General features: G+C 74.7%; 19 protein-coding genes. 10 read left to right on the top strand and 9 right to left on the bottom strand.

Going from position 1 to position 20375, the window contains the following annotated elements:
• Positions 1-327: 327 nt before the first annotated feature.
• Positions 328-858, bottom strand: coding sequence for an NUDIX hydrolase (locus EV372_RS25775; protein ID WP_130398167.1), 531 nt, complete (start codon positions 856-858; stop codon positions 328-330).
• A gap of 448 nt (positions 859-1306) precedes the next feature.
• Between EV372_RS25775 and EV372_RS25770 the strand changes: the two genes are divergently transcribed.
• Positions 1307-1843, top strand: coding sequence for a hypothetical protein (locus EV372_RS25770; RefSeq protein ID WP_130398166.1), 537 nt, complete (start codon positions 1307-1309; stop codon positions 1841-1843).
• A 102-nt stretch (positions 1844-1945) separates the two neighbouring features.
• Here EV372_RS25770 and EV372_RS25765 read toward each other — a convergent pair whose 3' ends face one another.
• Positions 1946-2707: a MerR family transcriptional regulator gene (locus EV372_RS25765; RefSeq protein WP_130398165.1), complete on the bottom strand. Its 762-nt coding sequence runs from the start codon at positions 2705-2707 to the stop codon at positions 1946-1948.
• A gap of 137 nt (positions 2708-2844) precedes the next feature.
• On the opposite strand from EV372_RS25765, the gene EV372_RS25760 reads away from it, so the two are divergent.
• Positions 2845-3657 carry a thioesterase family protein gene (locus tag EV372_RS25760; protein ID WP_130398164.1) on the top strand — a complete coding sequence of 271 codons (813 nt, stop codon included), beginning with the start codon at positions 2845-2847 and terminating at the stop codon, positions 3655-3657.
• Between the two features lie 195 nt (positions 3658-3852).
• On the opposite strand, the gene EV372_RS25755 is transcribed toward EV372_RS25760, so the two are convergent.
• The gene (locus tag EV372_RS25755; RefSeq protein WP_130398163.1) at positions 3853-4596 is read right to left on the bottom strand and encodes a metallophosphoesterase; all 744 of its coding nucleotides are present in this window, start codon (positions 4594-4596) and stop codon (positions 3853-3855) included.
• 434 nt (positions 4597-5030) lie between these two features.
• Between EV372_RS25755 and EV372_RS25750 the strand changes: the two genes are divergently transcribed.
• Genes EV372_RS25750 through EV372_RS25740 form a run of 3 tightly spaced genes read left to right on the top strand, consistent with a single transcriptional unit; the run spans position 5031 to position 8170 of the window.
• A complete protein-coding gene (locus EV372_RS25750; RefSeq protein ID WP_130398162.1) occupies positions 5031-6023 on the top strand; it encodes a Bug family tripartite tricarboxylate transporter substrate binding protein in 993 nt (330 codons plus the stop codon).
• Positions 6020-6616, top strand: a complete 597-nt coding sequence (locus EV372_RS25745; RefSeq protein ID WP_130398161.1) for a tripartite tricarboxylate transporter TctB family protein — start codon at positions 6020-6022, stop codon at positions 6614-6616. Before EV372_RS25750 ends, EV372_RS25745 begins: the two co-directional genes overlap by 4 nt.
• Complete coding sequence (locus EV372_RS25740) at positions 6617-8170, top strand: tripartite tricarboxylate transporter permease (protein ID WP_130398160.1); 1554 nt, start codon at positions 6617-6619, stop codon at positions 8168-8170.
• Positions 8171-8359: 189 nt separating this feature from the next.
• On the opposite strand, the gene EV372_RS25735 is transcribed toward EV372_RS25740, so the two are convergent.
• Complete coding sequence (locus EV372_RS25735) at positions 8360-8968, bottom strand: TetR/AcrR family transcriptional regulator (RefSeq protein WP_130398159.1); 609 nt, start codon at positions 8966-8968, stop codon at positions 8360-8362.
• A gap of 104 nt (positions 8969-9072) precedes the next feature.
• Here EV372_RS25735 and EV372_RS25730 point away from each other — a divergent pair, with 104 nt between their 5' ends.
• Complete coding sequence (locus EV372_RS25730; protein ID WP_130398158.1) at positions 9073-10029, top strand: NAD(P)-dependent alcohol dehydrogenase; 957 nt, start codon at positions 9073-9075, stop codon at positions 10027-10029.
• A gap of 39 nt (positions 10030-10068) precedes the next feature.
• Here the strand turns inward: EV372_RS25730 and EV372_RS25725 are convergent, their stop codons facing one another.
• The 4 genes from EV372_RS25725 to EV372_RS25710 form a co-directional block, all read right to left on the bottom strand.
• A complete protein-coding gene (locus EV372_RS25725) occupies positions 10069-10983 on the bottom strand; it encodes a metal ABC transporter permease (protein ID WP_130398157.1) in 915 nt (304 codons plus the stop codon).
• The gene (locus EV372_RS25720; protein ID WP_130398156.1) at positions 10971-11717 is read right to left on the bottom strand and encodes a metal ABC transporter ATP-binding protein; all 747 of its coding nucleotides are present in this window, start codon (positions 11715-11717) and stop codon (positions 10971-10973) included. Before EV372_RS25720 ends, EV372_RS25725 begins: the two co-directional genes overlap by 13 nt.
• The gene (locus tag EV372_RS25715; protein ID WP_130398155.1) at positions 11714-12661 is read right to left on the bottom strand and encodes a metal ABC transporter substrate-binding protein; all 948 of its coding nucleotides are present in this window, start codon (positions 12659-12661) and stop codon (positions 11714-11716) included. Before EV372_RS25715 ends, EV372_RS25720 begins: the two co-directional genes overlap by 4 nt.
• 165 nt (positions 12662-12826) lie before the next feature.
• Positions 12827-16264 (bottom strand): BTAD domain-containing putative transcriptional regulator, encoded by a 3438-nt coding sequence (locus EV372_RS25710; RefSeq protein WP_130398154.1) that lies wholly within the window; start codon positions 16262-16264, stop codon positions 12827-12829.
• Between the two features lie 160 nt (positions 16265-16424).
• Here EV372_RS25710 and EV372_RS25705 point away from each other — a divergent pair, with 160 nt between their 5' ends.
• Positions 16425-17303 (top strand): alpha/beta fold hydrolase, encoded by an 879-nt coding sequence (locus EV372_RS25705; protein ID WP_130398153.1) that lies wholly within the window; start codon positions 16425-16427, stop codon positions 17301-17303.
• Positions 17304-17337: 34 nt separating this feature from the next.
• On the opposite strand, the gene EV372_RS25700 is transcribed toward EV372_RS25705, so the two are convergent.
• Entirely contained in the window at positions 17338-17880 is a 543-nt protein-coding gene (locus EV372_RS25700; protein ID WP_197044319.1) for a Rossmann-fold NAD(P)-binding domain-containing protein, read from the bottom strand.
• A gap of 33 nt (positions 17881-17913) precedes the next feature.
• Between EV372_RS25700 and EV372_RS25695 the strand changes: the two genes are divergently transcribed.
• The 3 genes from EV372_RS25695 to EV372_RS25685 all read left to right on the top strand — a co-directional run bounded on the left by EV372_RS25695 (position 17914) and on the right by EV372_RS25685 (position 20205).
• Positions 17914-18297 (top strand): SbtR family transcriptional regulator, encoded by a 384-nt coding sequence (locus tag EV372_RS25695; RefSeq protein ID WP_197044318.1) that lies wholly within the window; start codon positions 17914-17916, stop codon positions 18295-18297.
• 186 nt (positions 18298-18483) lie between these two features.
• Positions 18484-18903: a YciI family protein gene (locus tag EV372_RS25690; RefSeq protein ID WP_130398152.1), complete on the top strand. Its 420-nt coding sequence runs from the start codon at positions 18484-18486 to the stop codon at positions 18901-18903.
• 15 nt (positions 18904-18918) lie between these two features.
• Positions 18919-20205 (top strand): DUF6596 domain-containing protein, encoded by a 1287-nt coding sequence (locus tag EV372_RS25685; protein WP_130398151.1) that lies wholly within the window; start codon positions 18919-18921, stop codon positions 20203-20205.
• The last annotated feature ends 170 nt before the right edge of the window (positions 20206-20375 follow it).

The following is a 20375-nucleotide window of genomic DNA, read 5'->3' as shown; positions in this document are numbered from 1 at the left end:
GGAAAGACCCGGGCAGCGGGTCGGTGCTCACGTCGGGCACCCGCGGCCACGCGGAGGCGGGGCGGGCGCTCGGGCTCGGATCAGAGGTACAGCGGAAGATGCATACGGCCACGGTAGCAACCGGTCCGCACGAACGGAAAAGGGTTTACCGAGCGCCGCCCGCCCCGTGCCCCCGACGTGGCGCTGCCCGGGGGCTTCAGCGCCCGGCAGTGGGCCGCGGTGCTCCTGTACCTGACTCTTCGAGGGTGTGCCGCTGGTCGAGAACGACCGCGCGTGACGGCTTGCCGCACCCGGCGCGGCGCACGGGGGCGCCGCCGGTGCGCCCCTTCAGTCCCGGCCGGTGGCGTACAGGTACAGCAGCGCGTTCACGGAGGTGCCGCTCACCAGCTGACGTCGCCTGATCAGCTCGGGGACCCGGTCCAGCGCCACCCACTCCACGCGCTCGGCCTCCCAGGCGTCCTGGGGTTGGCCGACCCTCTCCGCCGTGTCGGCGATGAAGACGTGGTGCTCGCTGTCGGTCAGTCCGCTGGAGGGCTGGACGTAGACCAGCGGGCGCAGCGGCCCCGTCCGCCACCCGGTCTCCTCCAGCACCTCGCGCGCGGCGGCCCGTTCGGGGCTCTCCCCCGGCTGCACCCCGCCCATGGGGATCTCGTAACCCCAGGTGTCGGTGATGAACCGGTGCCGCCACAGCAGCAGCGCCCGGCCCCGTCCGTCGAGCACCACGGCCCCGGCCCCGGGCGGTCGGCGGATGAGCCGGTGGTCGAACCGGTGCCCGTCGGGCAGTTCGACGTCCGCGGCCCTCACGTCGATCCATGGATCGGTGTACAGGGGCTTCTCGGAGTGGACGGTCCAGCGCACGGGCGGCCCTTTCCGTTGGCGGGAGGCGAGACCACCAGACTGGCACGCCCCCGCGTGCGCGCGAAGTCGTCGGCGCCGAGCCCGCGAAGCGACCTCATCGACCCGCACGGCCCCGCGTGCACGCGTGGCCGTCGGTTCGTGCGGCCCGGCCGGGTCCTGGCGCGCTGTTTCTCCCGGCCGCCCCGGCCGCCCCGGCCGCCGCGAGCGGCGCGGCTACGCGGCTCTTCCGTCTTCGGCGGCCGGTGTGGTCCGGGTGTGCCCCACTGTTGGCACGGTCACGTTCGCGCTGGTCCGGCCCGTCGCGGGACGCCGACGAGGCCCGGAAGCGGCCCCATGCCGCCTGACCAGGGGGTTGCTCGGGCTTGGTGTTGTCTTTCCCACCAGCCCCAAGTGGTTTCCAACACTTTTCAAAGCCCTGACCAGCGCATACGTTGCACGAGTGAACTTTATGCGATCGATACCCAAGTTGACGTTTACCGCGACCTCCAGCCTGCTCATCACCGGCGGGCTGCTTCTGGCCGGACCGGGCGCCGCAGCCGCGGACACGGCTTCCGCCAAGGAGATCGCCGGCACCCTCAACGACAAGCTGAACGATGACATGGCCGGTCACATGACCGAGGAGCACGTCGAGAACGCCCGCGCGATGGTCGAGGCGGCCAAGGACCGCGACCTGGGCGAGGACGCCGCCGCCCTCGCGATCGCCACCTCCATCGTCGAGACCCACCTGGACAACCTCGACTGGGGCGACCGTGACAGCGTCGGCCTGTTCCAGCAGCGCGACCACTACGGCTCGCAGGAGGACCGGCTCGACCCCACCTGGGCCACCAACGCCTTCTTCGACGAGCTTGAGCGCGTCCACCCCGACGGCAGCTGGGACGACGACCCGCTGGGCCGGGTCGCCCAGGACGTCCAGCGCTCGGCCTACCCCGACCGGTACCAGCACCAGGTCGACGACGCCGAGATCATCGTGGACCAGCTCTGGTAGCAGACCGTTCCCAAACGGACAGGGGAGCGTGCGAACCCCGCTCTCGCATGCTCATCCGGCGGAGGCCGGTGACCGGGTGCCCGGTCACCGGCCTCCGCCGTTTCACGCCTCCTGACGTGCCGCGTTGGCGGCGAAGGCCTCGCGCAGGTACACGCTCAGCCCCTCGGCGTGGGCGTCGACGGTGGCGGTGAAGCGCTCGTCGTCCACGTACAGCCGCCCCAGTCCCCGGTGGACACAGGTGGTGCAGTCGTAGAACCAGCGGGTGATGTGGGCGCGGTGCCGCTCGGCCAGGTCCATGACGGCGGGGCTGTCGGGCGCCTGCCCGTCGTTCATGGCCGCGGCCAGGGCCAGGTAGATCTCCTCGCCCTCGGCGTTGAGCCGTTCCCAGTCGGCCTTGGTGTAGGAGCTGACCCGGCGCTGGGACTGGGCGTAGGCCTCGGTGCCGCCCCAGCGCTGGCGGGCCTCCTCGGAGTGGGCGTCCACGTCGAAGTCGCCGAAGAGTTCGAGGCGTTCGGCGGCGGTCAGGTCGAGTTGCATGGTGTCGGCCTCCATCAGGCGTTCGATGCCGCGCGCCATCGTGCGCAGGCGTTCGATGCGTTCGGTCACCAGGCGGTGCTGACGGGCCAGGTGGGCGCGGGTGTCGGTGGCGGGGTCGTCGAGCAGGGCGGCGATCCGGTCCAGGCCGAAGCCCAGTTCCCGGTAGGTCAGGATCTGCCGGAGCCGTTCCAGGTCCTCGTCGCTGTAGCTGCGGTAACCCGCCTGGGTGCGTTCGGCGGGAACGAGCAGTCCGATCCGGTCGTAGTGGTGCAGGGTCCGGACGGTCTGCCCGCTCATCCGGGCGGCCTCGCCGACGGTGTGTCCCATCTGTCCTGGTGCTTCCTCGCTGGTGGTGACGTGTGCTCGAAGCTAGGGCCTGACGCGGCGTCAGGGTCAACCGCTTTTCCCGGCCGGGCCGCCCCGCGTCCACCACCGGGCCTTACTCGCCGGTAACATCTGGGGGCATGAGCCCTGACCGCACCACCGAGGACTTCCGGTTCGACCGGGACACCCGCGTCGAGAAGCTGGCCGACGGCGAGTTCGCCGCCACCCTCACCGAAGCCTGGACCACCTTCACCTCCCACCCCAACGGGGGCTACGTCCTGGGCGCCGCCCTCAACGCGCTGCGCCAGAACCTGAGCCAGCCCGACCCCCTGGCCGTCTCGGCGTTCTTCCTGCGCCCCGCCGCCCCCGGCGCGGCCACCGCGCGCACCGAGGTGGTGCGCGAGGGGCGGCGCACCGCCACCGGCCAGGTCCGCCTGGAGCAGGGCGGCAAGGAGATCCTGCGCGCCACCGCCACCTACGGCGACCTGTCCCCCGACCCCTCGGCCCGTGTCCTGAGCCTGGACGAGCCCCCGCGCCTGCCCGCCCCCGAGGACTGCCCGGTTCCGCCCGAGTTCGACAACCCCGAGGGCCTGGGCATCGCGCGCAGCGTCGAGTACCGCTACCCCGGGCGTCCGGGCTGGTTGGACGGCAGGAAGGACGGCCGCCCGCACGCCGAGTTCTGGATGCGCTTCGCCGACGGGCGCGAACCCGACACCCACGCGCTGGCCTCGATGGTGGACTTCGCCCCGCCCGCGGTTCTGGAGATCGGCGAGTTCGCGACGATCACCGTCGAGCTGAGCGTGCACGTGCGCGCCAGGCCCGCCCCGGGGTGGCTGGCCTGCCGGGTGTTCACCAAGCACGTCTCCGGCGGCCTGCACGAGGAGGACATGGAGATCTGGGACGGCACGGGCACCCTGGTGGCCCAGTGCCGCCAGCTGGCCATGCTCCTGTGACGTCCTTTCCCGCCCGGGACCGCCGGTTCACGCCGGGCGATCCCTTGGGCGGGTGCCCCCGCGCGTAAGGCGTTGCCGCGCGGGGGATCTTCTCTGTCTCTTCCAGGCTCCCCTTCCGCCGCTTACGCCACGCAGGGCCGGATCCGGCGGGGACCGGCGGTCGCGACGCCGGTCCCCGCCGTCCCCGCGCCCGGGTCAGACCACCGCGCGGAAGTGCGTGGTCAGGCGCCGGTCCTCGTCCAGGATGTGGAAGGCCACACCCGGGGGCTGGTCGCGGTTGGCCGCGGGCCCGCCCTCCCAGGGCATGCTCAGCGTCCACGTCACGCCGGGCGCCAGCAGCAGGGGCCGCCCGGCGAAGGTGGTCGCCCCGCCGGTGTGGGCGTGCCCGACCAGGATCCCCGCCACCCGGGGGTGGGCCCGCAGCAGCCCGGCCAGGTCGTCGGCGTTGTCCAGCCGCATGGAGTCGGGGAGCGGGTGGTGGACCCGCACGGGCGGGTGGTGCAGGGCCAGCAGGGCGGGCCGGTCGTCGGGCAGGGCGCTCAGCGTCTCGTTGATCCACACCAGGGTGGCCGTGTCCAGGTGGCCGCCGTCCTCGCCCGGAACCGTCGAGTCACAGGTCAGCACCGCCGCGCCGCCCACCTCGTGCACCTGGTTGAACGGCGCGTCGGACGGCTCCCGGCCCAGCAGCGACGCGCGCATCCGCTCGCGGTCGTCGTGGTTGCCGGGGCAGACCAGCACCGGGAAGGGCAGGTCCAGCAGCCGGGCCGCCTCACGGTACTCCTCGGCGGTGGCGTGGTCGGCGATGTCGCCGGTGACCAGGAGCGCGTCCGGCGCCTGGGCCAGGCTGCGCAGGTACTCCGCGGTCCGGGCGGCGCGCCCGGTGGTGCGGTCGGTCCCGTCCAGGTGCAGGTCGCTGATGTGGGCGAGCAGGAGCGTCATGGCCGTCCTTCGTCGGTCGCGGGTGCGTTGCGCCCTCCGGGACCGCGCGGACCTGCCGGTTCCGCCGCTGGGAGGGCGCACGGAACCCGTGCGGCCGGGAACCCCCGGCTGCCGCCCCGTACCCGCCCCAGGCCGTTGACCGGCCGTTTCCCGTCGGGTGAAACGAGGCTATTGCGCGCATCGCGAGCGGGACAGGGTGGTTGTCCGCCCGCGATCGGCGGCCGCGGCCCCGGGCGACCACAACAATCTCTGTGTTCAAAACGACCAGAAGATTTACCGGTCGGCAAACCGTGGGTCATGCTCTCGAAACCGGTGCGGATGCGACCGGCGCCACGGAGCGGTGTAACGGCCGCCACGTTCCCGCCTCGGGCGGTCCGTCGGCCCGCGAGCGCCCGCCCGCACCGCGGACCCGCAGCAACGGAGAGAGCCACCCCATGAGCATCCAGCGCATTCTGCGCGTCGGCGGCGCGGTCGCCGCGGCCGTCGTCATCGGCGCCGCGGCGGTCAACGCCTCGTCGACCGGCGGCGACGGCGCCGAGGCCGTACGCAGCCGACTGACCACGATCGTGCCCGCCGCGCCCGGCGGCGGCTGGGACCTGGTGGGGCGCGAGGCGCAGAACGCCTTCCGCGAGGGAGAGATCGTCGCCAACAACCAGGTGGTCAACGTTCCCGGCGCGGGTGGCACCATCGGCCTGGCCCAGGCGGTCCGCCAGGAGGGCCGGGCCAACATGCTGATGGTGACCGGCACGGTCATGATCGGCAGCATCATCGTCAACAACTCCTCGCACGACCTGCAGGACGTCACCCCCATCGCCCGGCTGGCCGACGACTACGAGGTGGTCGTGGTCCCCGACGACTCCCCGTACCAGGACATGGACGACCTGGCCGAGGCCTGGCGCGAGGACCCGGGCGGGATGGCGATCGGCGGCGGCTCCCTGGGCGGCACCGACCACCTGCTGGCCGGACTCATCGCCTCCGACGTGGACGTCGACCCCCAGGACGTCAACTACATCGCCTTCTCCGGCGGCGGTGAGGCGCTGACCTCGCTGCTGTCGGGCAGCGTCGACGTGGGCATCAGCGGCTACAACGAGTTCAGCGACCAGATCGAGGCGGGCAACGTGCGCGCCCTGGGCGTCTCCGCGCACGAGCGCGTCGAGGGCATCGACGTCCCCACCCTGGCCGAGCAGGACATCGACGCGGTCCTGCCCAACTGGCGGGGGTTCGTGGCCCCGGCCGGCATCACCGAGGAGGAGCGCGCCGAGCTGACCGCGATCGTCACCGAGATGCACGACACCCCCGAGTGGGCGCAGACGCTGGAGCGCAACCGCTGGGACGACACCTTCCAGACCGGCGAGGAGTTCGAGGAGTTCCTCGCCCTGGAGACCGAGCGCATCACCACCATCACCGAGGAACTGGGCCTGTCTTGAGTACCGACGCCACCACCCCCACCCGGGCGACGGAGCCCGTCGCCCCGCCGCCCCGCCCCTCCTGGTGGCGGGGCCGGTCCGAACTGCTGGTCGCCGCCCTGGTGCTGGGCATCGCCGGGTTCATCGCCGTGCAGACCGCCGCCATGCCGGTGCCGCCGGGCACCGAACCGCCCGGCCCGCGCTTCTTCCCGACCCTGGTCGCGATCTTCATGGGCGTCACGGGCGTGGCCCTGGCCGTGCAGGTCCTCCTGCGCCCGGCCCGCACCGCCGAGGCGCCGACCACCGGTGAGACCACCGACGCCGCCGACACCGACGGGGGCGCCCCGGCCGGTGAGGCGGGGCCCGTGCGCATCGACTGGCGCTGCCTGGGAATCGTCGTCGCCTCGCTGACGGTGTTTATCCTGCTGCTCCAGCCGGTGGGCTGGCTGCTGTCCGCGGCGCTGCTGTTCTTCGGCGTGGCCTACGCCCTGGGCAGCCGCCGGTACCTGTTCGACGCCGTGCTGTCGCTGGTGTTCTCCTCCGTCATCCAGCTCGCCTTCGTCGCCGGTCTGGGCCTGAACCTGCCGGCCGGAATCCTCGGGGGCATCTTCTAAATGGACGTTCTCACCAACCTCATGGCGGGGTTCGCCAACGCGCTGAGCCCCGAGTACCTCTTCCTGGCGCTGCTGGGCGTCATGCTCGGCACGGCCGTGGGCGTGGTGCCCGGCCTGGGCTCCTCCATGGCCGTCGCCCTGCTGCTGCCGGTCACCTTCCACCTCGACCCCACCGGCGCGTTCATCATGTTCGCCGGTGTGTACTACGGCGGGCTGTTCGGTGACTCCACCGCCGCCATCCTGATGAACACGCCGGGGCAGGCCTCGGCCATCGCCACCGCCATCGAGGGCCACAAGATGGCCAAGCGCGGGCGGGCTCCGCAGGCGCTGGCCACGGCGGCGATCGGCGCGTTCATCGGCGCGATCGTGTCCACGGCGCTGGTGGCGTTCTTCTCACCGGTCATCGTGCAGCTGGCGCTGCAGTTCGGTCCCGCCGAGTACTTCGCGCTCACCGTCTTCGCGTTCGTGGCCACCTCCGCGGTGGTCTCGGACTCGGCCGTGCGCGGCCTGATCGCGCTGGGCATCGGCCTGGCCATCTCGATGGTGGGTATCGACGGCCTCAGCGGCGCCGAGCGCTTCACCCTGGGCGTGCCCCAGCTCTTCGAGGGCTTCAGCATCATCACGGTGACCGTGGCGCTGCTGGCGATCGGCGAGGTGCTGCACGTGGCCGCCACCGCCCACGCGGGCGACGCGGCGCGCGGTGGCCTGCGGCGCACCGGCACTCCCTGGCTGAGCCGACGCGACCTGCGGCGCACGCTTCCGGCCTGGATGCGCGGAACCCTGTTCGGCCTGCCGTTCGGGTCCATCCCGGCGGGCGGATCGGAGATCCCGACCTTCCTGGCCTACGGCACCGAGCGCAAGCTCGCCGCGCGGCGCGCCCGGCGCGGCAAGGGCGAGGACGAGTTCGGCGAGGGCGCGATCGAGGGCGTGGCCGCGCCGGAGGCGGCCGCCAGCGCCACCGCCGGAACCGCGATGGGCACCCTGCTGGGTCTGGGCCTGCCCACGTCGGCGACCGCCGCGATCATGCTGGCCGCCTTCCAGCAGTACGGGATGCAACCCGGTCCGCTGCTGTTCGAGCGCGACGGCGACCTGGTGTGGGCGCTGCTGGCCAGCCTGTTCATCGGCAGCGTCATGCTGCTCATCCTCAACCTGCCCTTCGCTCCGCTGTGGGCCAAGCTGCTGCTGGTCCCCAAGCCGTACATGTACGCCGGGATCGCGGTGTTCTCGTCCCTGGGCGTGTACGCGGCCGCGTCGTCCATGGTGGATCTGTGGCTGATGCTGATCCTGGGCCTGGTGGCTCTGATGATGCGCCGCTTCGGCATTCCGCTGGCCCCGGTGCTGATCGCGGTCGTCCTGGGCCCGGTGGCCGAGACGGAGCTGCGCCGCGCCCTGGCCGTGGGGCAGGGTGAGGTGTCGGTGCTCGTGGACAGCGGGATCACCCTGGGCATCTACGGGCTGCTGCTGACGATCGGCCTGGTCGTGGCGGTCGGCCGACTGCGCGCCCGGCGGGCCGCGCGTAAGGACCACACCCCGGTGGAGGCGGGCCGCGGCTGACTCCCGCCCGGCCCCCTCGGGCGCGGCGGCACGGACCCACTCCCCCGTGCCGCCGCGCCGTTTTTCGCGGGCCCGTGCCCGGCCGGCCGCTGACCAGCTGTCTCGCCGGACCCGCGCGCCCGGCGGGGGACACCGCCTCCGAACGGGCCGTGTGACGTCCCCGCGTCGGGGCCGCGCCCGGCCCCGGCCTCAGGAAGTCCCGCCGGTCGTGGCCGCCGGCTCCTGCGGGCGCACGCCCGCGATCGCGATGTCCAGCAGACGGCCCGCCTGCGCGTCGTCGGGGTGGTCCTCCGTGGCGAGCGAGATGGCGCTGACGAGCGCGACCAGGTCCTCGGCGCGCACATCGGGGCGCACCGCCCGCGCCCGACGGGAGGGCTCCAGGAGTTCACCGGCCGCGGTGGTGATCATCGCCGCGCAGCCGCCGTCGCGTTCCAGCAGGTCGGTGTCGCGGCCGTCCCGCAGCAGCGAGGCGGCCAGTCCGCGGCTGGCCTCGGCGTAGGCGTGGAGGTCCCGCAACCAGGCGAAGAGCGCGGGGCCGGGCCCGCTGGTGCGGGCGTGCTCCCGCGCCCTCGCGCAGAGCGCTTCGACGCGGTCGTGGAAGACCGCCTCCAGCAGGCGGCGGCGGGAGGGGAAGTGCCGGTGCAGGGTCGCCGAGCCCACTCCGGCCCGGCGGGCGATCTCCTCCAGTGAGGCGTCGACGCCGTGCGCCGCGAACACCTCCTCGGCCACGGCGACGATGCGTTCGTAGTTGCGCCGGGCGTCCGCGCGCAAGGGCTTCTGCGCCGCGCTCTCGACCACCGTGACCTCCTGCGCTTGCTAAGTGGGGTGCCTCTCCGGTTATCTTAGCGGAACGAAGTGGGGGGCCACCCCACTTTCTTGTCGAGAGACCGGGGAGAACGACCATGCGCGCTGTGCGGTACGACCGATTCGGCCCGCCCGAGGTGCTGCGCGTCGACGAGGTGCCCACGCCGAGCCCGGGAGAGGGCGAGGTGCTCGTCGAGGTGCACGCCGCGAGCGTGGACGCGGCCGAGCTCGCCTTCCGCTCGGGCAGGATGCGCGGGGTCGCCCGCGCCCGGTTCCCCCGGGGCGTGGGCGTCGACTTCACGGGCCGCGTCGCGTCGGTGGGCGCCGGAGTGCGCGCCTGGCGGGCGGGGGACGCGGTGTGGGGGCTCATGCCGCACTTCGTCTTCGGGTCCGTCGCCGACCACGTCGTCGTTCCCGGGCGGCGGCTCGCCAACGCGCCCGGGAACCTCGGTCTCCTGGAGGCCGCCGCCCTTCCGGGGGCGGGTACCACCGCCCTGACCGCGCTGACGGACAAGGCCCGCCTCGCGCCCGGTGAACGGCTCCTGGTCCGCGGCGCCACCGGAGGCGTCGGCAACGTCGCGGTGCAGCTGGGCAAGGCGCTCGGCGCCGAGGTCACCGCCCTCGCCGGGGCCCGCAACCTCGACTGGATCCGAGGACTCGGCGCCGACGAGGCCCTGGACTACCGCACGACCCGGCCGCGGGACCTCGGCCGCTTCGACGTCATCGTCGACCTGGTCGGCACCGACCTCGGTGCCTACCAGGCGCGGCTGCACCGGCGCGGGCGCATGGTCGCGCTCGCCTTCGACCCGGACCGCGTCCTCAGGTCCCTGCTCGGCACCGGGCTCCGGGCCGCCGTGCGGCCCGGCCGGACCAAGCTCTTCAGTAACAATCCGTCGGCGGAGCGCATCGCCGAGCTCACCCGGGCCGCCGAGGAGGGGACGATCCGTCCCGTGGTCGACACGGTCCTCCCGATGGCCGGCATCGCGGAGGCCCACCGCAGGCTGGAGGCGGGCGGCGTCCGCGGGAAGTACGTCATCGACGTGCGGCGCCCCTAGCGGCGACGCGGCGGGCCGCGCCCGTCGGCGGCGGTGGACCTAGGACGGCTCCCTCGTGGGGCGGGTCCGCCCGCGGCCGACCGCGCGGGTCCCGGTCCCCCGCGCGGCGCGGCGCCGCCGCAGCACGCCCTGGCGGGGCGAGAACAGGTAGGCCAGGGTGAAGGCCGACGACTGGGCCAGCACGATCGCCCCGCCGGTGGACACGTTCAGGTGGAAGCTGAGGAACACCCCCGCCACGGCCGCCGCCACGGCCACCGCCGCGGAGATGACCAGCATCCGCTCGAAGCGGTCGGTGAGCAGGTAGGCGGTCGCCCCGGGGACGATGACCATGGCCACGACCAGGATGATCCCCACCGCCTGGAGGGCCACCACCACCGTGACCGACAGCAGCCCCAGCAGCAGCGTCTCCAGCAGGCGGGGGTTGATGCCCACCGCGTGCGCGTGGACCGGGTCGAAGGCGTACAGGGTCAGGTCGCGGTGCTTGTACCAGACCACCGCCAGCACCACCCCGGCCAGGACGAGCACCTGCCAGATGTCGGTGTCGGACACCCCCAGCACGTTGCCGAACAGGATGTGCCCCAGGTCGGTCTGGCTGGGCACGCGCGAGACCAGGACCAGGCCCAGGGCGAACATGGCCGTGAAGACCACGCCGATGACGGCGTCCTCCTTGACCCGGGAGGTGCGGTTGACCACCCCGATCAGGGCGACCGACCCGGCGCCGAAGACCAGCGCGCCCACGGCGAAGGGCAGCCCGAACAGGTAGGACAGCACCACCCCGGGCAGGACGGCGTGGGAGACGGCGTCGCCCATCAGCGACCAGCCCACCAGCGTCATCCAGCACGACAGGACGGCGCACGCCACCCCGGCGACCACGCCGACCAGCAGGGCGCGCCGGACGAAGTCGAAGCCCAGGGGCACCGTGAACCACTCCGCGACCGCGGTCAGCGCGTCCATGCCGTTCCCTCCTCGTCGGTGTGGACCCCGAAGGCCTCCATGAGGGTCTCCGGGCGCAGGACCTCCTCGGGGGCGCCGTGCGCCACGACGCGGCGCTGGAGCAGCACCGCCTCGTCGCACAGGGCGGGCACCTGGGCCAGGTCGTGGGTGGACACCAGCAGGGTGTGGCCCTCGCCGCGCAGTTGCAGCAGCAGTTCGGTGATGCGCCCCTCCGAACGCTTGTCGACCCCGGCGAAGGGCTCGTCGAGCAGGAGCACGTCGGCGCCCTGGGCGATGGCGCGGGCCACGAAGGCGCGTTTGCGCTGGCCGCCGGAGAGCGCGCCGATCTGGCGGTCGGCCAGGTCGCCCAGGTGGGTGCGGTCCAGGGCGTGCTCGACCGCCTCCCGGTCGGCGGGGCGGGGGCGCCGCCGCCGTCCCATGCGTCCGTAGCGGCCCATCATCACCACGTCGCGCACGCGGACCGGGAAGGCCCAGTCGACCTGTTCGGACTGGGGCACGTAGCCCACCAGCCCGCGGCGGCGGGCGGCGGCCCCGGTGTGCCCGAGGATCCGCACCCGCCCCCCGTCGGCGGGGACGAGGCCCAGCACGGTCTTGAACAGGGTGGACTTGCCCGACCCGTTGGTGCCCAGCAGGCCGCAGACGCGGCCGGGGGCGACGGACAGGCTCACACCGTCCAGTGCCAGGACCTCGCCGTAGCGGACGGTGGCGTCGGTGACCTCGATGGCGGCGTTCACCGCTCCTCCCCCCGCAGCCCGGCCACGATGGCCTCGGCGTCGTGGCGCAGCAGGTCCAGGTAGGTGGGGACGGGGCCGCCCTCCTCGGACAGGGAGTCGACGTAGAGGGTTTGGCCCATGGCGGCGCCGGTCTCGCGCGCCACCGAGCGCTGGGAGCCGTCGTTGACGGTGCTCTCGCAGAAGACGGCGGGCACCTGGTTGTCGCGGACGAACTCGGTGACGGCGGCGGTCTGCTGGGGGGTGCCCTGGGTCTCGGCGTTGACCGGCCACAGGTACATCTCGGTCAGCCCCGCGTCGCGCGCCAGGTAGGAGAAGGCGCCCTCGCAGGTGACCAGGGCGCGGGAGCTGTCGGGGACCCCGGCGAGTTCGTCCTCCAGGTAGTCGCCGACCTCGCTGATCTCGTCCTTGTAGGCCTCGGCCGCCTCGGCGTAGACCCGCTCGCCCCCGGGGTCGAGTTCGGTGAGGGCGTCGCGGATGTTGTCGACGTAGACGGGGGCGTTGTCGGGCGACATCCAGGCGTGGGGGTTGGGCTGGCCCTCGTACTCCCCCGCGGAGACGGGGATGGTCTCGACGCCGTCGCTGAGCACGGCGGTGGGGGCCCGCACGCGTTCGGTGAACTGGCTGAACCACGCCTCCAGGCCGAGCCCGTTCTCCAGGATCAGGTCGGCGTCCTGGCCGCGGACGAGGTCGTCGGGGGTGGGTTCGTAGCCGTGGATCTCGGCTCCGGGCCGGGTGAGCGAGGCGACCTCCACGCGCCCGTCGGCGACGTTGCGTGCCATGTCCGCCAGGACGGTGAACGTGGTGAGGACCAGGAGCCGCCCGTCGTCGCGCTCCTGCCCGGCGGAGGAGGAGCAGGCGCTCAGGCCCAGGACCAGGGCGAGGCAGGCGGCGGGGAGCTTCGCCGACCAGGAATGTGAAGAAGCCTCATCTTGAAAGTTCGGCACGCCTAACTTTTTACCACAACACGGCCAAACTACACATCGCGGCGGGCGTGTCGCGGTCACGGCCCGGGCCTCGCGCCCCGGACGGCGCTCTCCCTCCGCACCGATGGAGCCGACGGCGTGGAAGCGGCGGGCCCCGGAGCCCCCGCCACCCGGACGGCGCGCGGCTCAGTCCAGGTCGTCCAGGGCCGCCCGGGCCGCGGCGGTCCAGTGCGGCGACCCTGCCCGGGCGGCCACGCTCAGGGCCAGCCGGTAGTGCTCCGCGGCCCGCTCGCGGCGTCCGAGCGCGCGGTCGAGGTCGCCGAGCTGGTGCGCGACCGGTCCCAGGGTCAGCAGACCGCTGCCCGCACCGGCCAGCTCCCCGGCGGCGGGTGAGAGCAGGCGGTGGGCGCGCTCCATCGCGGGGCGGTCGCCGACGGCGGTGGCGGCCCGGGCGGCCAGACAGGTCAGGGCCTCCCCGAGCAGGCCGGGCGGCGCGTCGGGCGGCGGGGGCGCGGACCCGGGCGAGGCCAGGGCGTCGGCCCAGGGCGCGTAGGGGCCCCAGTCCTGGCGCGGGTCCACCGGCGCGGGTCGGCCGCCCTGGAGGCGCAGGCACAGCAGCGCCAGGGGCAGGATGCCCTGCTCCACCCCGGGCATGCCGGTGTCGGCGAGCCGCACGCTCGCGGCCCGGTAGGCGGCCTCGGCCTCTTCGACGGACCCCCGCGCGGCCGTGCGCAGCGCCTCGTACCAGCGGGTGAACACCCCCACCAGCGGAATCCCGTAGCGCGAGCCCAGCCGGTCGGCGCTGGCCGCGTGGGCGTCGGCGGCGCCGAAGTCGGCGAGCGCGGAGTGCGCCTGGACCAGGACGAGGCGGCCCAGCACCTCGAAGGTCACCAGGCCGTGCCGGGAGGCCAGCTCGACCAGTTCCGCGCCGATCTCCACGCGCTGCGGGGCCCGCCCGGCGCCCTGGAAGGACTGCATGAAGCGGGCGTTGAGCGCCAGGCACAGCAGGGCGGGGTCGCCGAGCCCGCGGGCGGCCTCCTCGGCCCGGCGGGCCGCGTCCGGCCCCCGGCCGGTGGCGGTGCCGCGCAGTTCCAGGGCCAGGGCGCACAGCAGGCGGACGCGCTGCTCGGGGCGGTCCTCAGGCAGGGCGGCCAGGGTGCGCTCGGCGGCCCCGGCGACCTGGCGGGCCAGCTCCTCGTCGTCGTTGCGCGGCCACAGGGCGGGCACGTCGAAGGCGGTGATGACCTGCGCCGTCAGCTCCGCGTCGCCCAACTCCTCGGCCGCGGCGACCGCCCGGGCGCGGTGGTGGCGGGCCTCCTCCAGGCGGCCGGTGACGGCCAGCGCCCGCACCATGCCCATGACCGCCTCCAGGCGTTCGCGGGGCCGGTCCTCGCCGGAGCGGTCGTGGGCGGCGACGGCCTCCCGCCACAGCCGGGCCGCCTCGTGCGGGGCGAAGCGCTCCTCGGCCCGCAGGGCGGCGGTGCGGGCGTGGTGGGCGGCCCGGGTCGCGGTGGCGCGGGTTCCCGCCCGCCCGAAGTGGTGGGCGAGCAGGTCGGCCCGGTCGGGGCGCAGCGCCTCGACGGCCTCGGCCACCGCCGTGTGCCAGTGCGCCCGGCGCGGTCGGGAGAGGTCCTGGTACAGGGTGTCGCGCACCAGCACGTGCGCGAAGCGCAGGCCGGGGGCACCGTCGGGCTCGTCCGGTTCGGCGCGGTCGGTGAGGAAGCCCGCCTCCAGCGCCTCGTCCAGGGCGTCGAGCAGGGCGTCCCCGTCCGGGGACAGGGCCGACAGGACGTCGGGGTCGATGTCGCGGCCGATCACGGAGGCCTGCCGCAGCAGGGCCCGGGCCCCGGGAGACAGGGAGCCCAGGCGGTGGCGGATGACGTCGCGCACCCCGGCGGGGACCGCGTCGAGCGCGGCGCCGTCCCCGTCGGACAGCAGTCGGGCCAGCTCACGGACGAAGAAGGGGTTGCCGCCGCTGCGCCGGTGGACGGTGCGCAGCGCCCGCCCGTCGACGTCGCGGCCGACCAGGGCCCGGACGAGCGCGCCGGTCGCCTCCTCGGCCAGACCGCCCAGGTAGGCGCGGGCCGGTTCGCCGGGGGCGAGCCGGGCTAGGGCCGCGGTCAGCGCGGGGAGGACCTCGCCGGTCCGGTGGGTCCCCACCAGCAGCACGGGTCCGGGGAGCGGTTCGGCTGCCAGGAAGGTGAACAGTTCCAGGGTCTCCTCCGCCGCCCGGTGCAGGTCGTCGAAGACCAGCAGGACGGGGCCGCGCCGCGCGGCCGAGGCGAGGAGGCGGGCGGCCCGGCGCAGGACGCCGAACCGGGCCGCAGCGGGGTCCGCGGTCGTACTTCCGGGCACCGTGGCCTCGTACCTGGTGGGGTCGGTGGTACCCCCGTGGAGCGCGGTGCCCGTGGTCGTGGCGGTATCGATGCGCGGGGCGCCGGATCCGATGCCGGTGGGGTCGGTGCGCGGGGCCCCGGGGTCGGCGGCCTGCGCCGGGCCGGTGGCGCCCCCATCGGTCGCGGTGTTCACCGACGCCGCCAGCACGGCGGCGATCTGCGCCCAGGGCCAGACCGCGGGCACCCCCTCGTGCTCGGGGCCGCGCCCCCAGGCCGTGGTCCACCCGCGCCCGGCCAGCCGCCGCGCGAGTTCCTCGGCCAGGGCCGTCTTGCCCGCCCCGGCGTCGCCGGAGACCAGGGCGACCCGGGCCGGAGCGTGCGGCGCGGCGGAGGCGGCGGCCCCCTCCAGCACTTCCAGCTCCCGCGCCCGACCCACGAAGGGACGCTGGGCGCGTTCGGGCGCGTTCTCCGCCCGTGCCGGAACCTCGGTGGCGGCACGCGGGATGAGGTGGGGGGCCTGGGCCAGGACGTCGGCCTCCAACCGCCGCAGTTCGGGGCCGGGGTCCACCCCCAGTTCGTCCGCCAGGGTCCGGCGGGCGCGGCGCAGCGCGGCCAGCGCGTCACCCTGGCGGCCCGAGCGGTACAGGGCCAGCGCCCACTGCCGCCAGGCGTTCTCGCGCAGGGGGTGGGCCAGGGCGTGCGCCTCCAGGGCGGGCACGGCGTCGCCCGCACGGCCCAGCGCCAGGAGGGCCTCGGCGTGCCGCTCCACCGCCAGCAGCCGCAGCCCCTCCAGCCGGTCGGCCTCGGCCCGCGCCCAGGGGTAGGCGGTGAACTCGGCGTAGGCGGGCCCCCGCCACCACCCGAGGGCCTCCTCCAGCCCGTCCAGCGCCGCACCGGGCCGGTCCTCGGTGAGCAGCGCGCCGCCGCGGGCCACGGCCGCGGCGAAGCGCCGGGCGTCGACCGCGTCGGGACCGGTCCGCAGCGCGTAACCCGGCGGCGCGGTCACCAGCAGCCGGGCGGGTTGCCGCGCGGGCCGGTCCGGTTCCAGGGACCGGCGCAGCGCGGAGACGAAGGTGCGCACCGCCGCCACGGAGCCCTCGGCGGGCGCCTCCCACAGGTCGTCCACGAGGCGGTCCACGGGCACGGCACGGCCCTCGGCGACCAGGAGCCGGGCCAGCACCGCGCGGTGCCGCGGCCCCTTGAGGGCGAGCGGCCCGTGCGGGCCGACGGCCTCCAGAGGGCCCAGCACGCGGAAGCACACCGCCGCCCGCGTCGCCTCTCCCCCCATGACAGCCAATCTATCCGGCCGTCCGCACCGGACGGGGCCGCCGACGCTCCCGCTCAACCGCTGCTCATCGGCTGCTCATCGGCCCCCGGCAGGCTCGTGGACGACCGAGTTCCCCGGCGACCGCCGGGGACCCGACTCCAACCCACCGGAGGAGACCACCATGGAACCCAGGATCCCGGGATTCGACTACCAGCGCGTGCCCGTCGCCGAGGGCGTGGCGCTCAACGCCGCCGTCGGCGGCTCGGGCAGCCCCCTCGTGCTGCTGCACGGCTTCCCCCAGACCCACCTGATGTGGCGGCACGTCGCGGCCGACCTGGCCGCCGACCACACCGTCATCTGCCCGGACCTGCGCGGCTACGGCGACAGCGACAAGCCCGCCGACACCGACGGCCACGCCTACGCCAAGCGCACCATGGCCGCCGACGTCGTCGCCCTGGCCCGCGCCCTGGGCCACGAGCGCTTCGCCCTGGCGGGCCACGACCGGGGCGCCCTGGTCGCGATCCGCGCCGGGCTGGACCACCCCGGTACCGTCACCCACCTGGCCTCGCTCGACGTGCTGCCGACCCTGGACATGTGGGAGGTCATGCGCGGGGCCTCGGCCGCGGTGGGCTTCCACCTGTACCTCATGGCCCAGCCCCCGGGCCTGCCCGAGCAGCTGATCGGCGCCAGCCCGGACGCGTTCTTCGGGCACTTCCTGGACATCTGGACGCGCGACCCCGAGGCGATCCCCGCCGAGGTGCGCGCCGCCTACCTGCGGGCCTCCCGCGAGGCCGTGCCCTCGATCGTGGCCGACTACCGGGCCTCGGCCGGGATCGACGTCGAACACGACGAGGCCGACCGCGCGGCCGGGCGGCGCCTGGCCATGCCGGTGACGGTGCTCCAGCAGGACTGGGGCGCGGCGCTGGGCTACGACGCCGCCGCGGTGTGGCGGGCCTGGGCCCCCGACCTGCACCACAGCACGGTGACCTGCGGCCACTTCATGGCCGAGGAGGCCCCGGCCGAGGTGGTCGGGGCGCTGCGCGACCTGCTGGCCCGGTAGGCGCCGCCCCGGGGCGGCGACGCGCCTGCGGGCGCTACGCCGCGGTCGGCGGAGTCAGCGACTCGGGGTGGAACCGCTCGGCGCGGTCACGGACCGTGTACATGTCCCAGTAGTGCTCGGCGAGGTCGTCGGGGTCGGCGACCGGGAACCGCGGGCCGTCGGCCGCGTCGAAGGCGGCCCGGGCCGCGGCGGACACCTCGCTGCGGTCGATCAGGGAGGCGATGGTCAGGGCGCCGGCGTAGACGCCCTTGTCGGCCAGTTCGGCGTGGAGGGAGTGCAGGTAGTTGCGGGTGGCCGCCATCACCGGGCCCAGACCGCTGAGGTCGGGCATCGGTCGCGCCGCCGAGTAGCCCTGGGCCAGCAGGAAGGCGCCGTCGCCGCGTTCGGTCCACTCCGGCAGCACGGCCCGCACCACCTCGACCGGGGTGAGCAGCAGCAGCGGCAACAGGCCCTCCAGGGCGGACGCGTCCAGCTCGGCGGCCGGGGTGAATCCCTGTTCGCCGCTGATCGGCCCGTACGCGACCACGTCGATCCGGCCGAAGCGGCCACGGACGGCCTCGACCAGGCAGCCGAGCACGCCCTGTCCTTCGAGGGGGCCTGGGAGGGGTTCGTGTACTACGTCGAGAGGGTCTGCGAACTCCAGGTCACCGACCCCGCGCTCGCCGACGTGGTCAGCGGGTGCCATCCGCGTGCCGAACGCCTGATGTCCGTCTGCGCCAGGGCACAGGACGCCACCACGCGCATCGTCGAGCGCGCGCGGCGGGCCGGTGCCCTGCGCCCGGACTTCACCGGAGAGGACCTCCTGGTCGTCTTCGGCACCAACGCCCTGCTCGCCCGTGCGGCCGCGGGCGCCGCGCCCGACGCCTGGCGCCGCGGACTGGCCCTCGTGCTCGACGGGCTGCGCGCGGACGCCGCCCGGGGACCGCTTCCCGGCGCCCCGATGACTCCGCGGCAGGTGTACGACGTCATGGGCAGGCTCACCGGCACGCCCTGAGCTGGGCGCCAGGGCCCTGGAGGGCGGTCGGCCCGGGCCAGCGGGGTGTCGCCCCACCAGCGGATCCGGACTCTGTCAGAATTCCTCGGAAAAAGACCGGTGGACGTGTCGATCCGCGGCACCCCCCGTTCGACCTAGGGGTGGAAGGGCCCGGAAGGGGCCCGCGACACCCGGGGAGACAGAGCCATGAAGTACATGCTGATCATGCGCGCCACCGACGAGGCCTTCGCGAAGATGGGCGAGATCGACTTCGACGAGGTGCTCGCGACCATGGGCCGGTACAACGACGAGCTGATCCGCGCCGGGGTGCTGCTCGCCGCGGAGGGCCTCGACGACGCCGCCGAGGGCGTGGTCGTCGACTACTCCTCCGAGCCGCCCGTGGTCACCGACGGTCCCTACGGCGAGACCAAGGAGCTGTTCGGCGGGTTCTACATCCTCAACGTGGCCTCCAAGGAGGAGGCCGTGGAGTGGGCCAAGCGGTCGCCGATGACCGGCCCCGGTTTCAAGACCGAGATCCGCCGGGTCACCACGATCGACGAGTTCCCGCAGGACAACGAGTGGATCCAGAGGGAGCGGGCCTGGCGCGAGGCCACCGGCCAGCTCTGAGCGGACCGACCGGAGATGGCTGACCCCGCCGGCCGCGAGGCCGTAGCCGCCGTCTGGCGGATCGACTCGGCGCGGATCGTCGGCGCGCTCGCGCGCTACACCGGCGACCTCGCCCTGGCCGAGGACCTGGGCCAGGAGGCGCTGGCCGAGGCGCTGGTGACCTGGCCGCGCGAGGGCGTGCCCCGCAACCCGGCGGGGTGGCTGCTCACCGTCGGCCGCCGCCGCGCGATCGACGCGTTCCGCCGCCGCTCCGCCCTGGACGACAGGTACGCCGTCCTCGCCCGTGACCTGGGCGAGGGCGGGGCCGCCTCGGGCAGCGGGCCCGCCGACCCCGCACGGGAGGCCGACGACGTGCTGTGGGATCCGGACCGGATCGACGACGACGTGCTCGCGCTGATGTTCACCGCCTGCCACCCCGTGCTGTCGCGGGAGGCCAGGGTGGCGCTCACCCTGCGGGTGGTCGGCGGTCTGACCAGCGACGAGATCGCCAGGGCGTTCCTGGTCCCGACCGCGACCGTGCAGGCCAGGATCACCCGGGCCAAGAGGACCCTCGGGGCGGCCCGGGTGCCCTTCGAGGTGCCCCCGGCCCAGGAGCGGTCCCAGCGGCTCGGCTCGGTGCTCAACGTGGTCTACCTGATCTTCACCGAGGGCTCCTCGGCCAGCTCCGGCGCAGACCTGCTCCGGCTCGACCTCGCGGGCGAGGCCCAGCGCCTGGCCCGGGTGCTGGCCCGTCTGGTCCCCGACCAGCCCGAGGTCCACGGCCTGCTGGCGCTGCTGGAGCTGACCGCGGCGCGCTTCCCCGCCCGGACCGGGGCGGACGGGCGGCCGGTGCTGCTGGAGCACCAGGACCGCCGCCGCTGGGACCGCGCCGCGATCCGCCGGGGGCGGGCCGCCCTGGCCCGTGCCGGGAGGACCGGCCGGGGGCTGGGCGCCTACGGCCTCCAGGCCGCGATCGCCGAGTGCCACGCGCTCGCCCCCTCGGTGCGGGAGACGGACTGGGAGCGGATCGTGCTGCTCTACGAGGCGCTCGGCCGTCTGGCGCCCTCCCCGGTGGTGGACCTCAACCGGGCGGTGGCGGTCTCCATGGCCCGGGGGCCGGCCGAGGCGCTGCGGATCGTGGACGCGCTGGCGGCGGCCGGGGCGCTGGCGGACTCGCACCTGCTGCCGAACGTGCGCGGGGAACTGCTCGTGCGCCTGGGGCGTACCGGTGAGGCGCGCACCGAACTGGAGCTGGCCGTGCGCCGGTGCGGCAACGAGCGCGAGCGGGAGGTGCTGGAGCGCAAACTCGCCGACCTGGGCTGACCGTTCCCCACCCCCGAGGCCCGCACCGGCCCCGGGACTCCGGCGCGGCGGGCTGACCAGGGACGGCGTTCCCACAAGGTCGGAGCACCGCCGCACCTCAGTACTATGGTCGCTCCGCTCGCATGGGGAACCGCTGTCCCTGCGGGCTTTTCGACGTCTACGGGGTCACG

It is taken from the genome of Nocardiopsis sp. CNZ308 (assembly GCF_004217075.1).
This window is presented reverse-complemented; position numbering and strand designations above follow the sequence as displayed.

Bases quoted from the DNA above. Each gene is read 5' to 3' on its own strand.
- EV372_RS25770 (WP_130398166.1), top strand. From the start codon at position 1,307: ATGCGATCGATACCCAAGTTGACGTTTACCGCGACCTCCAGCCTGCTC.
- EV372_RS25765 (WP_130398165.1), bottom strand. From the start codon at position 2,707: ATGGGACACACCGTCGGCGAGGCCGCCCGGATGAGCGGGCAGACCGTC.
- EV372_RS25760 (WP_130398164.1), top strand. From the start codon at position 2,845: ATGAGCCCTGACCGCACCACCGAGGACTTCCGGTTCGACCGGGACACC.
- EV372_RS25755 (WP_130398163.1), bottom strand. From the start codon at position 4,596: ATGACGCTCCTGCTCGCCCACATCAGCGACCTGCACCTGGACGGGACC.
- EV372_RS25750 (WP_130398162.1), top strand. From the start codon at position 5,031: ATGAGCATCCAGCGCATTCTGCGCGTCGGCGGCGCGGTCGCCGCGGCC.
- EV372_RS25740 (WP_130398160.1), top strand. From the start codon at position 6,617: ATGGACGTTCTCACCAACCTCATGGCGGGGTTCGCCAACGCGCTGAGC.
- EV372_RS25730 (WP_130398158.1), top strand. From the start codon at position 9,073: ATGCGCGCTGTGCGGTACGACCGATTCGGCCCGCCCGAGGTGCTGCGC.
- EV372_RS25725 (WP_130398157.1), bottom strand. From the start codon at position 10,983: ATGGACGCGCTGACCGCGGTCGCGGAGTGGTTCACGGTGCCCCTGGGC.
- EV372_RS25710 (WP_130398154.1), bottom strand. From the start codon at position 16,264: ATGGGGGGAGAGGCGACGCGGGCGGCGGTGTGCTTCCGCGTGCTGGGC.
- EV372_RS25705 (WP_130398153.1), top strand. From the start codon at position 16,425: ATGGAACCCAGGATCCCGGGATTCGACTACCAGCGCGTGCCCGTCGCC.
- EV372_RS25690 (WP_130398152.1), top strand. From the start codon at position 18,484: ATGAAGTACATGCTGATCATGCGCGCCACCGACGAGGCCTTCGCGAAG.
- EV372_RS25685 (WP_130398151.1), top strand. From the start codon at position 18,919: ATGGCTGACCCCGCCGGCCGCGAGGCCGTAGCCGCCGTCTGGCGGATC.